Annotated in this window: 17 protein-coding genes; 1 reads left to right on the top strand and 16 read right to left on the bottom strand. The window is 34.4% G+C overall.

The features are described 5' to 3' along the window. Positions 1–11: 11 nt before the first annotated feature. From AC3WU2_RS22950 to AC3WU2_RS22925, 6 genes are all read right to left on the bottom strand, one after another. Positions 12–497, bottom strand: coding sequence for a DUF2538 family protein (locus AC3WU2_RS22950; protein ID WP_492457320.1), 486 nt, complete (start codon positions 495–497; stop codon positions 12–14). A gap of 445 nt (positions 498–942) precedes the next feature. Beyond that, positions 943–1,086 (bottom strand): hypothetical protein, encoded by a 144-nt coding sequence (locus AC3WU2_RS22945; protein ID WP_492457319.1) that lies wholly within the window; start codon positions 1,084–1,086, stop codon positions 943–945. Between the two features lie 998 nt (positions 1,087–2,084). After that, complete coding sequence (locus tag AC3WU2_RS22940) at positions 2,085–2,471, bottom strand: hypothetical protein (protein WP_492457318.1); 387 nt, start codon at positions 2,469–2,471, stop codon at positions 2,085–2,087. Between the two features lie 40 nt (positions 2,472–2,511). Beyond that, entirely contained in the window at positions 2,512–2,811 is a 300-nt protein-coding gene (locus tag AC3WU2_RS22935) for a hypothetical protein (protein ID WP_492457317.1), read from the bottom strand. Positions 2,812–2,874: 63 nt separating this feature from the next. Then, positions 2,875–3,279, bottom strand: a complete 405-nt coding sequence (locus tag AC3WU2_RS22930; protein WP_492457316.1) for a hypothetical protein — start codon at positions 3,277–3,279, stop codon at positions 2,875–2,877. Positions 3,280–3,305: 26 nt separating this feature from the next. Then, positions 3,306–4,295: a helix-turn-helix transcriptional regulator gene (locus AC3WU2_RS22925; protein WP_492457315.1), complete on the bottom strand. Its 990-nt coding sequence runs from the start codon at positions 4,293–4,295 to the stop codon at positions 3,306–3,308. 272 nt (positions 4,296–4,567) lie between these two features. On the opposite strand from AC3WU2_RS22925, the gene AC3WU2_RS22920 reads away from it, so the two are divergent. Beyond that, entirely contained in the window at positions 4,568–5,641 is a 1,074-nt protein-coding gene (locus AC3WU2_RS22920; RefSeq protein WP_492457314.1) for a tyrosine-type recombinase/integrase, read from the top strand. A 203-nt stretch (positions 5,642–5,844) separates the two neighbouring features. Here AC3WU2_RS22920 and AC3WU2_RS22915 read toward each other — a convergent pair whose 3' ends face one another. The 10 genes from AC3WU2_RS22915 to AC3WU2_RS22870 form a co-directional block, all read right to left on the bottom strand. Beyond that, positions 5,845–6,513: an ABC transporter ATP-binding protein gene (locus AC3WU2_RS22915; RefSeq protein WP_492457387.1), complete on the bottom strand. Its 669-nt coding sequence runs from the start codon at positions 6,511–6,513 to the stop codon at positions 5,845–5,847. Positions 6,514–6,529: 16 nt separating this feature from the next. Further along, positions 6,530–7,636, bottom strand: a complete 1,107-nt coding sequence (locus AC3WU2_RS22910; RefSeq protein WP_492457313.1) for an ABC transporter permease — start codon at positions 7,634–7,636, stop codon at positions 6,530–6,532. Positions 7,637–7,762: 126 nt separating this feature from the next. Continuing rightward, complete coding sequence (locus AC3WU2_RS22905) at positions 7,763–8,896, bottom strand: ABC transporter permease (protein ID WP_492457312.1); 1,134 nt, start codon at positions 8,894–8,896, stop codon at positions 7,763–7,765. Beyond that, on the bottom strand, positions 8,893–9,867 hold the full coding sequence (locus AC3WU2_RS22900) for a hypothetical protein (RefSeq protein ID WP_492457311.1): 975 nt from the start codon (positions 9,865–9,867) through the stop codon (positions 8,893–8,895). Before AC3WU2_RS22900 ends, AC3WU2_RS22905 begins: the two co-directional genes overlap by 4 nt. 35 nt (positions 9,868–9,902) lie before the next feature. Continuing rightward, on the bottom strand, positions 9,903–10,307 hold the full coding sequence (locus tag AC3WU2_RS22895; RefSeq protein WP_492457310.1) for a hypothetical protein: 405 nt from the start codon (positions 10,305–10,307) through the stop codon (positions 9,903–9,905). 817 nt (positions 10,308–11,124) lie between these two features. Next, positions 11,125–11,400, bottom strand: a complete 276-nt coding sequence (locus tag AC3WU2_RS22890) for a hypothetical protein (RefSeq protein ID WP_492457309.1) — start codon at positions 11,398–11,400, stop codon at positions 11,125–11,127. 27 nt (positions 11,401–11,427) lie between these two features. After that, positions 11,428–12,252 carry a hypothetical protein gene (locus AC3WU2_RS22885; RefSeq protein WP_492457308.1) on the bottom strand — a complete coding sequence of 275 codons (825 nt, stop codon included), beginning with the start codon at positions 12,250–12,252 and terminating at the stop codon, positions 11,428–11,430. Between the two features lie 57 nt (positions 12,253–12,309). Then, positions 12,310–12,795 (bottom strand): hypothetical protein, encoded by a 486-nt coding sequence (locus AC3WU2_RS22880; RefSeq protein WP_492457307.1) that lies wholly within the window; start codon positions 12,793–12,795, stop codon positions 12,310–12,312. A gap of 4 nt (positions 12,796–12,799) precedes the next feature. Next, positions 12,800–13,099: a hypothetical protein gene (locus tag AC3WU2_RS22875; protein WP_492457306.1), complete on the bottom strand. Its 300-nt coding sequence runs from the start codon at positions 13,097–13,099 to the stop codon at positions 12,800–12,802. Beyond that, a complete protein-coding gene (locus AC3WU2_RS22870; RefSeq protein WP_492457305.1) occupies positions 13,096–13,464 on the bottom strand; it encodes a hypothetical protein in 369 nt (122 codons plus the stop codon). Before AC3WU2_RS22870 ends, AC3WU2_RS22875 begins: the two co-directional genes overlap by 4 nt. Positions 13,465–13,630 lie beyond the last annotated feature (166 nt).

Here is a 13,630-nt window from a genome sequence, read left to right as displayed (position 1 = left end):
TAAACGTTCTGTTACGCCAGTTCAAGTACAAACCGATCACGCCGAATCTCTAACGCTTGAACGAACAGCTTATATACCTCATCCCCCGCATTGCCAAGCCATCCCATCAAGTTAAAGTAATGCTGACGGCCAATGTATAGTTCTGCAGAAGCCCGTACCAGCCCACGATACCCACTGGATAATTGACCAACCATCTCAGATTCTAAGTAATAGCCATTCTCGTCGTCATCGTCAATCCCGGTCCATTCGCCCCAGTACCATCCGATCGGATCGTCACAATTATTCCAGTTAATGCGTCCGTATATTTCCGGGTGAGCAGAAATATAGCAGGCAACCGCATATTCCGGATTTTTATAAGCCTTAAAGCGCTCCAAAAGAACAATGAAGTTATCCCCGTGTGTTTCTGACGAAAACCAAATGTTTCCCAATGTCATGCCGTGATATGTCGGTTTTCCCGACTGTTCTTTAGCGGATTTTTCGTTTCTTTTCATGTCCATATCTTTGTCCCCCTTATATATGCGATTTGACTCCTAAAAATACTTAATCAAATTCAAAGTCGATAAGATCATTGTGATCAAAAGTAAATAATTTAAAGTATTTTGGAACCTCTTTACTTTGATCGGTTTGAACATTAAATATCTCATGGAAAGGATCAGAATTATAAAATAGAGAATAGCCATTGGTACCTCCATACTCAAACTTACGCTCTCCAGCTATTTTCTTCAACCGCGTGTACCGATCTCGGCCAACCCTACCTCCGCAGCTGCGCGGTTTAGAATACGATAAGCTTGTACACGATCAATGTTCCTCCCAGTCTTCCTGGATGGAAATAATGGCTGGTCATCCTGATCTCTCGTAGTTCAGCATTGATGGGGAACCGTTTTTTCTTACCTGTCTTTTTCTCTCGAATTACGATATGGGATTTGTTTCGGACGTCCCGGACTAATACGGCAGCAAATCACTGATACGAAGCCCGACATTGATACCCATTACCATAAGAAACCAATCGCGCTCTGAACGGCTTCGGAGAACTACCTTCATCTCCTCTAGCTTCTTTACGCTACGGATCGGTTGTACAAATTCCATCTGAAATCGCCTCCGTTAATTTTTATATATACGGATTAGCGAACGAATGTACTCATGTATTCACTGACGATCATAAGGACGAAAATCCCTTGATAAAAACTTTACTATTTTACCGTCAAAATCACGCTTTACATGATACGTAATAGGTAAATACGTCTCTTTTCGTTCTACTTCCACTACTACACCTGTCCATGGAAGTGGAGGGATAGGGATTGGATATCTTGTTTCCCATTCAACGAACCTAACTTTAGTCCCTACTTTTGGTCTTAAGCCCATCTCACCACTCCTAACCAAAAATATTCATTAAGTATCCTTATTTATCCTCACTTTTAATAAGATCCTGCCAATATGAACTTCCTTGTTGTCTAATGACACAAATGCGCCTACATTAGTGACACAAATTTACCAACATAAATGCAAACATCTTCACTTCGTTTCCCTATCGGCTCATATTTTTCTCTCGACCATAAACCATACAAAATCCTAAAACTGAACAAGAAGATCTATCAAAGCACGGGCATCTTCCACAGTGGCGACCAACTTAGACCGCTTTGTACCAAAATCAACGCGGTAACAATTCTCTGTACCGTATCTCAAAATCCAAAAACCTTTATACTCCTCAATATCATTTCTTACAGGCAAATCACATTTGTCAAAGTCGCCATTGTTCACCTTAACCAAAATTGACCGCAACCATTTGAGTTCGATTCTCATTCCTCTTTTCTGATATCAGAATTCGTGGTAGATTGTTCGTTTTTAACCATTGTAATCTTCTCTTTTAAAAAATTAATAAATAACTCTTTGTCCATATGAACACTTCCTAATTATTCGTTGTCGGCTGGCGTCGGATCAATTTTCAGCAATCACGCAACGTCGATTCTAGAGAGAACATATCGATAGCTAGTGCTGCATTTATCAAAGCATTTATCTTGTAATCATTCATATCCCTTTCACAAATATCTTTATTAGGATTTTCCATCCAACTTGCCGCATCAGGATCATCTGCTTGTTTCGCCCACTGATTTGAGAATTTCGATTTCTTCCATTAATGTGCTGTACTGGTGTTGAAGGTCCTGGAAAATTTCTTTATTCACACCAGATCTTAAATCAAAGGATTTAAAATATATGACTAAATAGAACGTTCCAGCTGATGTATTAAATTGCTGGTCTGTTATTTCTAAGACCTGACCAACCTTACAAAACTTATTCTTGTCATGAACAACTGAGCTATTAATAAATAACTTATATTGTTCTTCTAAATCGGACTTATCAGTGGATTCTAAGATTTTCACAAGATTCACTGGACATTGCATTCTGTTAATTTTTGCATCAATTTCATCTAGATTTCTCTTCTTCTCTCGGATTTCTGTATTGGTCTGAATCATATTAAACACTCCTTATTTTTATCGATATTATCACTGTTACCTAAGCTGCAGCTCGGAACCATTCACGCATATCACAATTATATGAATTACTCGTTCTCTGATCGATCTTCCCAATTATGATCTCTTTCTTCTCTTCATTAATAATATAAAAAACCCGCTCCCGTTTAAACTTTATTCGCTTAATCTCGCTAAACTTGTTCAAGCTTTCATAACCATATTGAACTGGTTTCGGATTATTTTCTAAAACAGTCAGGATTATCTCTATATTTTTTTTAACAGATTTTTCAGATTTCACATACTCTTTTTCTACCCGCTTGGAAGCAAATTTCACTGTATACATATTTGTCCCATCCTCATTAATATAGATTTAATTTCAATGTCCACTACTTCAACTGCTTGATCCTTAATTACACTTTGGACATTTCGCGCTATTACTATTGTAAGTTCCTCCGCAGGTCGAGCACATTATCCATTGATCAGAACATGATGACCGCTTAAGTAAACCGCTTTCGAGAAGCCGGTTAATTAATAAATAGTCCGCAATTGATTGGCTTGTTGCTGTGATTTCTATAGTATTATCCGAGATTTGATAAATGTACTTCTGGCGTTTATTAATATTTGTCAAATATGTCGTGAGTTTACCTTCTTTAATACCAACCTCCCGAATTTCAGCAGCTTCAGGACTTCTTCGAATTAGATCACCAGGAGTAAGACTCGATTTTAAAGGATCGAATACGGCTGGATCTGCCCATATGAATTTCCATGTGGCTCCTCCATCTTTACTAACTTGTACTCGAACGTTCCCCATTTTTCTTTTCCCCCTCCATCGCGTATTTAATTACTAAAATGATTTTTAAGTAACGTGTTTAACCAATCCATTACATTTGACCCATCATCACCTGCAGCCTCAAGAATTTGGCCTTTGATAGAATTCGGAACATAAAGTATAATTGGGCTATAGCAGGAATCAATAAGTACACCATCAAATTTGGGTACGAGTTCACCAGCCACAATAAATTGCTTCATTTTTTCGATAATATCGAAATGATCGTTACTATTAATACCTTTTAGATCAGTTTTCTTGACTTGCATAGTTATTTTCCCATTTAATTCAAGCGTTAGATTATATGGCCCTGCGAATCTGAAGATCAGTTCAATAACCTGGTACACTATTGAATCAACTGTTGTTGGCTTCGGAAATTCGAACACTGCGTATCCATATGAAGAGCTAACCTTGTTTTGAACTTCGGTGTTCACCGGCTTATAGCCACATTTCAAAGCTTCTTCAGCATCAATCAGCCCTTCTTCTGTCATGATCGTCGTGAGGATCTTAGCTTTGCCCCCAATCCGTTTCATCTCTATTATTCTTCCTTGATGCCCCGCTTCATTACTCCAAAGTTGATATAGATAATAACCATGCTTTCTGTCGTAAATGACATTTTGATCCCCTAGCTCTGGATGGGCAACTTTGTAGGCCTTTATTACTTCTTCATCAAAAATATAAGCTTTTCGCTCACCTATCGTCTTCACTTCATATTCAATCTCGTTTTCTTTTACCAAGCCATATAAGGTGCTTGTAGAAACTCCTAAACGCTTCGCAGCCATTGGTAGCGTTATATCCGTTTTTTGCTTTTCGTAGAATATTTTTAATCGTTCAACATCCTCTGCAGAGTATCGATAACCACCATCTCCACGATATGTGGTTGGATTCACAGGGACAAGCCTACGGCTTTCATCTTTATGATTATGCAACTTATAAATCGATGCTTGATTTATTTGGAATATATCAGCGACATCTAATGTGCTTAAATACCTTTTTCCCAAACTAATTGCCTCCTAACCAACATTCCATTATATGTTAATTATAATATATCAAACTATAGTGTTTAATTCAATATAACATTTAAATATATTTTTCTAGAAAATAATAATTCATTGTTAAATGAAATAAATTTGTATCGTAAATGAAATTAAATAGAAACTAATATTCTGTTATTTTCGATCTATCGTATTTGTTATATAATATATAAGAAATTAATAATTGATTAATAAGTGCACATAATAAACATTCAATTATTTACTAAAAGGAGATATGAATGAATTCTAAAATCGCTGGACCAACCTCTGATCTTACTAGTGAAATGAATGAAAGTGATAAAATATATAAGACCGATCTCCAAGTTGCTTTAAATAATCATCATGTTAATATAATCGAAACAAGTTTAATAGAAAAACCTAATGGTGAATTTGACTATTCATCTTTGAATCAGAACGGGATGCTCTACCTATACATCCATGAAGAAAGCAAGCATAGATCGGTCAAAACAAAAAGAGAATATTTTCGAGAAATATCATTATTCTTTCAATGGGTGTATGAAACATGTCACACCACAGATATAAGAACAATAAATCGTACTGACACAAGAGCATTCCAGCTACATCTCCAAAATGAATACAACAAAGAAACAACATTATCTAAAAAGATAACTATCGTTAAATCATTTCTCATTTGGTGCATGCAGAAAGAATATTTAACAAAAAATCTAGCTCTCGGGCTTATAAATGTGAAAATTAGCAAGAATAAGATTGTGGAGCGGGATATTAGCAAACAAGACGTTCAAGCTGCTCTCTCTTTTTTAGAAGATTCACCTAAAAAGAAGAGTTTACTACAACTGCTGGCCACTACAGGTATGCGATTGAATGAAGTGATCGCACCTTCATGGGGAGATATATATTTTGATGATTATCTTCAGAAATACTATCTAAAAACACTTACAAAAAACGGAAAGATCAGACACGTTCACATTAAGGATTACGTTCTGAATACACTGATGGAATACAGAGAAAGAGTTATGCTTCCGAATAAACTCGACGCTTCAGACACCTCTCCCTTTTATCCGAATAATCGGGGTAAATTTTATCGGTTGTCTAGCATCTCTACGGCATTTAGCCAATGGATGAAAGAAGCGGGTTTGACAACCAGATCTGGTTATGAAATCACTCCTCATTTCCTACGCCATTTTTTTGCCCAACAAGCCCTGCGTGCTGGTGCACCTCTCAAGCATATTTCCATGACTTTACAACATTCTTCGAGTAAAATCACTGAGGACAATTATCTGAAACAGATTCTGGACAAAGATCAAGATGTTGGTGATTATGTAGATGTTTAAAAGGTTAATAGAAAAAGCTGATACGTTGGTATCAGCTTTTAAATATTCTTTAATATCTTTTTTTAAAATCAAAAGCGTTGATAAAAAATAATAATTAAGTGCCCGTTAATCTTCTGAATTGTTGAAATTCTTCGATAAATTCTAGATAATGATCAAATACCTTACCCATTAAGACTATAGCTGCCGCAGGATTCAATAATATATCATGAATGTTCAATAATATTACCATCAAGCATTTCAATTTTTCTGCCACAATAGGAAGCGATATTAGGATCATGAGTTATTATTATAACCGTCTTTCCTATATTATTCAGATCATTTAGTAGTTTCATAATCTCTTTACCAATTTTTTGATCTAGAGCACCAGTAGGTTCATCAGCCAAAATTACATCAGGATCATTCACTAGTGCACGTGCAATTGCAACCCTTTGTTGTTGCCCACCAGATAACTGATATGGATATTTATTTATATATTGTATCATTTCCAAACTCTCTAATATTCCCCTTATCTTTTCAGTTCTTTTTTTTCTGGATATAAGCTGATTACGATATAATATGGGTAATTCAATATTTTCATAAACAGTATATTTTTCTAACAAAGCATATTGTTGGAAAATGTAACCAAATAGTGAATTTCTGAATTTAGCCATTTTCCTAGGGGAGATATTACTATACCTCTCACCATTAATCCAGTATTGACCACTTGAAGGTTTATCTAAGCAACCAAGGATATTCATCAAAGTGGACTTCCCCGAACCAGATGGTCCCATTATAGCTACCATCTCACCTTGTTTTATTGAGAGGTTAATATTTTGAATTACTGATGACGACTGCATTGAATACTTTTTCTGTACATTTTCTAATTTAATTATTTCAGTCAATTAATTTTCACCGCTCTCGAATTAAATTTATCGGTTGCTGTCTTGAAAATTTAAATATAGGAATTAGACTCCCGACAAATGCGATCAATAGTGATATTAGTATTGTATATAGTATACTACTATAACCAATCAAATATGGAATATTTTTATAGCTTTGATTTAGAATTAAACTTGCTATACAAGTACCTATTACAGCTGATATGAGCACAAGTATTACCACTTCAATAAATAACATCATTATTAGAGAAGTCGGCGTAGCCCCAATCATATATCTAATACCAAATTCATATCTTCTTCTCACAATCGAAGCAAGCATTATACCCATCATTCCTAATACTGAGAGAGTAAATAAAAGAGCTGATAAACTAAGAGTAAAAATAATAATTGTTCTACTTAATTTCTGCAATTCAATAATTTGTTCTTCCAATGTCCATACAGAACCTTTAAGATTATTTTTTGATAATAATCCACTGACATACATTTTAAAATCCAAATAACTACTCGTATCTTTAAGGTTCACAAATAGATTCATTGATAGCCTAGTTAGTAGTGGCTGCCCACTTTCAAATTCATTAATCATTGGAGAAATTATCACAAATTCATTTCTTAATATCGAGTTATTGATTGTAGTAGAATTACCTTTCCATAGTTTTATGTCCTTAGATATTACTCCTTTTACAACAAAAATTTTATTTTTCATTCTCATATTTTTATAATCAGGAACTTGCGTTTCAATATAAGTTCCAATAGGATACTTGCCCTCTAAGTTCTCCGTAATAAGAATAGGAACCTCGTTACTAGTATTTATAGTTTGAAAGTTGATCATTTCCCCTTTTATTAGGTTACTATCAATATTCTCAAAGATATTTGAATCTAAAAATAATGCAGTAATATCCTCCTTATGTGTCATGTTATCATCTTTGGTTATTTGTAATTTTTGTTGATAAAATGTACCTATTCCTGAAACTAACGAGTTTGTTTTCAAACCGTTATAGTACTTATTAAGAAATTCAGTAGTGAAATCATTAGTGAAATTATCAAAAAAAATACGAATTGTATTTTTGTTATTTATTGTTAATGCTTCTTTAGAATATGAATTAGTTCCACTTAACAAACTAATCCCGATTAGAAAGCAAGAAAATCCAATCACAAATTGCGTAATAATTAAAATTGTCTGTATTCTACCCGCTCTAATAATACTTCTAAAGAGTAAAGTATATATTTAGTTCACCCCCCAGGTTTATTTTCTTATTGCATCTACTGGTTCAATTTTTAATGAAGCATTTACAGGTATAATTGAAGATATTAAAGAAGAAAATATGATAGTTATACTAGAAAGAAAGATATTGGTGTATGAAATATACAGATCTAAGTGAAAATAATTATTAATTATAGGTCGAATGATACAGAACTGAATAATGAGTGCCAAAATAACAGCAGTTATGGCAATAAATAATAATTCACTAATTATTTGAAGTGCAACCCTCTCATTAGTAGCTCCTACTGCTTTTCTAATCCCAAATTCCTTTCTTCGATCAAGCACCCAAAAAAGAGACAAGTTAACAACATTAATACATGAAATAATAAGTATTATTGCCGAAACAACTCCTGTTGTTATTAAAGAATTATTTTTCTCACCAGAAGATATATTCTCGATTTTTTTAGATTCTACAATGCTATCTGCAATTTTATTTTCTAAATCGCTCTGAAGCAGCTTAACTGACTCATCCAAATTAGCATCTTCATTCTTTAAATTAATATTAAAATACTCTTGTTTTGTGTTTTTCAAATCATTTGGGATTGACCTTAGTGGTACGTATACAAAATCATCCCATTGTGTACTCTTTGTCCCATCACCAATAATACCAATGACAGTGAATTTTTCATTATTCATCAGAAGATTATAGTTATTATTTATCTTCTCGAGATATTGTTTGATGTTTTTCCCTACAATAGCGATTTTAGCGCTTGATCTAGTTTCACTTATTTCAAAATGTTTACCCCAAATTAATGGAGGTTGCCATTTAGGTTTTTTTGAGTAAAGAACTCCGACTATTGTCGACTCATTTTTATTATTAATTCTCCCACCTTCAAATCCAATTTGCATTTCCGTATAGTCTTTAAAATTCAATAAAATGGAATCAAGTGTTGAATATTTGAAAGAGTTGGAATTGACTTTGTTAGGAGTAATTCGGAATATTGAAATATCACCAGGATCACCTGATGTTGTTCTCATTTGAGACTCTTCGGATTCTTGTACAATTGAAATACCAGTCGATAAAATTATGATTGAGACTATGAAACCAATATATAGGATTGTTATGTTGAACTTATTAGCTCTATGTATCGCTCTTATAATCGTCAATATACTCACTCCACGTGTAATGTAAACCTGTAGGAATTATCTATTCCAATAGGTTTCGGAAATCCATCATCAAGAGATTTCCACGGATTTGAAACTAAATAACCAATGACTTCATAATTCCCGCTTTTACTAGGTGCCGTAATATATATTTTTTTATAAATTAATTGTGATTTTGGCGCAGAAAAATTAATAAACTTCTCATTATTATTGATTTTTATTTGTTTCATACCTAACGTTAACCAAGCAAGATAATCGTTGACTTCACTATTGCCACCTGCCCTAATTATTAAAGGGATCTTCTGTTCTTTTTTCACTCGAATTTCTAGTGGCGGTAGAGCTGTATGTAACATTTCACTTTCATCCTGATTTATCAATATTCCATTGAAATCAGCTTTAAAATACTGTAGATCATTATCTATTCTTGCACTTTTTGAATCTTTTTTATTTTCTTTTGTAGCTCTTATATTATACCTTGATGATATCCCATAGAAACTAGATGAGTTTTCGAGATCTTTAGCATATGTATTTTCTCCCGCGATTATCGAAAAGGTTAACTGGCTATTCTTCATTTGAAAATATTTATTCTCTATTTCTATTGGTATATTTTTGTTTTTATATTTTTCTAGTTCGAAAGTGTAGTTCTTTAACATCTCTCCGTCAACCAAAAATGGAATTTGTTCATAATCCAAATATATAGCTAGTGAAAATTTACTGTCCTTTGCATTATTTATAAATTTCAAGTATTTTTTTATATTACTATCTTCAACCTCTATAACATAGTTGTTATGAACATCATTTAAATCATCATACAAATATAAACCATATCCAAAATCGTCATCCAAAGACCTAGTACTAACTGTATTACTTTTAATAATATATGTAACACAATAGTAGGTTACAACAGCAATGACTAACAATATAAATACACACGTTATGTTCATTAGTAGTTTTCTCATATTTTCACCATTAAATTGAAGCAACTCATATCACCTTGATATGAGTTGCTTCAAGAATATTAATAAGTATAGTCAGTAGTCCTGTTAAATGTGCCTCCAACGTTGGAATCTGAGACATAATGATAGCCCTTAAACTTCACACCAGAGCTAGAATAAGTGTTAGCTGAAATATTCCCTGAAAATGCACGATCGGAATTTGATTCTTCGCCTGATGATGATTGTGTCGTACCATCACTGTTAATAACCTGTACTGTAGACTTTACATAGAAAAGTGGTGCACTAAGCATCGTCTGTGCTTCCGCATACGGATTTGTCCATGGAGGATTAACAGGAAATAATGCGCCTTGCACTTCATATGACCCATATTTAGCAACGAATGATTTGGTTCCAGACGCAGCATATGCTGTTGCTGATGCCGCTAGCATCATGATAGCCATTGAAAAAACAAAAAATTTCTTTTTCATTTAATACTTCACCCTTTCATTATTTGTAAATATCTGGATGGACGTCCAACAATAAAATATCACATTTAACAAATAAATACAATAAAATTCTTTTATTTACAAAAAACACAAATATTGAGTTCTACTCCAAACGCTATTTTATTACTCTTAAAATTTCTCAATAAAAGCGTTAATTTTTTTAAAAATTTTGATCTGTGAAGGAAGTATCAATTTCTCTATAAATTCGTTGTTTGATTTCATCGAGTCTGTCTTTCTACATCTCCCCTTGTTTCTTAGATCGTATCCTCAGTCACCAAACTATTACTATGTTCATCCGGAAATATTTAATCCATAATTCTTAAAGCTCGAGAATTCGCTTTAACTCAAGTTCTTGGTTTTGATGCTGCTGTTTTTCAAACCGCAACAATCTCTTGTTCATTACGAATCTACATGTCTAGCTGTAGTCTTTACTAATAATTCGATATATCTCACATTTACCTGCCTGATCATGAATATCGGCTGCCGATTTATGCCGGTAGTTGTGACTGTCTGCTCCAGTAGACAATCAATACGAAGATCGCATTGGCGCCCGTCGCCTGCTAGGCGACTTATACGGTCCTAAGCAACCCTTCCGTACCACAGCCATACGGCCTCATTTGTAGTGCTTACCGTATGTGTGCAATTGAGCTCATACAAAAAGACCCGAAACTGACGACTTCTCGGATATTAAAACTAATTTCTGAGCAGCAATGTCCTAAACCCAAAAAAAGCCACGCAGAATGATCCGCATGACTTAGTTGCTAATATGATAATTGGAACAATATTGGTTCACAATTATTTAACTAGCCACTATTTGTCCCCATAGTTCCACAGGCAATAGTGTTCCGGAAATTTTAGATGTTTTTGCTATAATATCTTCCGCCGACCCGACCCATAGTTCCCCCCGGTACTCGAGAACGTATTTATCGTCCAAAAAATTGATTACTATTTCATCTGCAACTTTCAAACGCTCTAATTCAATAGCAATGACCTGGCTTGCAATTTCTACTGCATCATTCTTCATTTCTAAAAGGATAATAACATTAATACTCCAAGTTTCAAAATATTCTTTCATTGCCCGTCACTGCCTTCCCCTATCCCTTTACTCTAATACGATTAGATAGTCATCACTCTTGATTAAAATATCTGTTCGTTTACGATCTTGATATTCATTTTTTCGCAACATTCCATAAAGAATTACCTTCTTATCAATAAGCTCTGAATCAGAGTATGTAAAATACTTAAAGTACCTTTGAAATAACACAGCACTAACATCTCCTGAATCACTATGGAGCTTTATATACTTTACTTTTTCATTCTTCCAGATTTTATCTACTGTTCCGATAATAAAGTATCCAATCTCGGGATTAAGCTCCCCTTCCCATAGTAAATCGTGAACTTGATAACTTTCGTGTATCAAAGCGGACAGAGGCAACACAATTCCTCCCCCGACCCTAGCATATATAGTAGTTAAAATATCTGGGGAATTCTGCGAAAGTAAACTAACCACTCCTGCAAGAGACTGAATAGGTTTAGTCGTTGACTTACTTTCCTTGATTTTGGGCTCTATCGGGCTTTTCGGGTTTGAATTTCTTTCGACGTTCTTTTTCTCGCGCTCCGGATCCATTGAATTTAGGTTAAATCGTAATTCTTGTTTAAAGCTGTCTTTATCCTTCTCTTGAATTACGCGAATTTTCTCTACCAACTCAGAAACGCCCATACTTTTGAAGAACATACAACTCTGGCCATGCTTTGATGTCTCCCCACCTGTAGTCTTAAAATGAGCTATTATGTTTTCGTTACCTGCCAAGTAAATTACCAATGCCCCACAATCGGGATCCATACAATACAGCTCAGTGCCATGAATATTCTCATCATATTCTAGAGAGTAAATTAAACTTTGATCCGCCAATCGCGCTTGCAGCACCTTTTAAAACCCTCCTTAAAAGAAAAGCGACAACCATATCGGTGCCGCAAATATAAATTATATATTGTGATTAATCCATTCAGCTGGACGTGGGTATGGGACAAACACTTCACCATTAGGACGGACCAATCCATATTGGCCGAAACCCTCGGTATCGACAACCCATGTCACATACTGACGAGATTCTGAATTTCCCAAGTAATATGGCTCATGTATTGGGGCCGTTGACTTCCGAATAAATGGACTCCAACCCCATTCCAAGTCTGTATTCTCTTCAATAGCAAGATCACTATAATTCAACACCCAAACACCATAATTTTCTTTATCGTTTACGTACCAAACCATTTCTTTCAAAGGAGGTGAACATGGCTCCATATTGGGATATCCGTAATATATGGAATCACTTTTATATGTATCTACCCAATGGTTCGAACTAAGTAAGTATCCATGATATTGTTTCACTTCTTCATTTGGAAAAATATCACTCAGGTAAGCCTTCTTTTTTCTCGTTTCTTTACGCTTAAAAGGAAGTACAATTGCCATGGTCTTAACCACCTTCATAAAACCAGATAATAATGTATGGAAGAACTACGAATATTACTGTGAGAAATAACATCCCCCAAGCAAAAAAAGCCCATACTCGCATCATCTGTGGATTTTTTCTTGCTTTTGATATCCGATTAAATATTAAACACATTAAGCAGATAATGACGCAAAAGAAAACACCGTACTGTTGGAGATAACCTAAGACTGAAAACATCCAATCTTCCGTTTCAGAACCGCTTGGCAATTTGGGAAGTAGATCATCTCCAAAATCAATCTTCTTCATATCATCAGCTAGTTTCATCTATAGTCGTCCCTTTGGCAAATATCTACAAACAAGATACGTCCATGTTCGGTAATATTCTTAATCGTCCCGCCAGACAAGTGAAACTCAATTTTTCCGCCAACAATATTTGTGCTGTGCAGCTTGTATTCAACCATTTCAAGGATGTTTTCTAAGTTATTCTGATCGATCTGAGACTTCTTTTTAACTTGCACTTCTTCGTCGTACTGTTCATTTACAATGTATTCAAAATGCGGGTGTCTCGATTTTGGATTGAAATGAAGAATAAATTGTCCATTTTTCTTTACACTTGTGATTTGAGGACAGCATCGTTGTATACCTTCACGCACTAAATTCCTCACATCTTGAATTAAACTTGTTTCCATTAATTCATCATCCCCTGTCATGATTAAAGATTTATGTATATCAAAAAAATCATATTTATTCATAGGTTGATAAATATGATATATTTTCTATGTATAATATAGTGAATAAAATAATGGATGTCAAGGAACATTGTCCCATTTTTTTGTTTGGAGATAGGAACTATAT

Source organism: Paenibacillus sp. EB106-05-06-XG162, assembly GCF_058791655.1.
The sequence above is the reverse complement of the archived record's forward strand: the minus strand, read 5'-3'. Positions and strand labels throughout refer to the sequence as shown.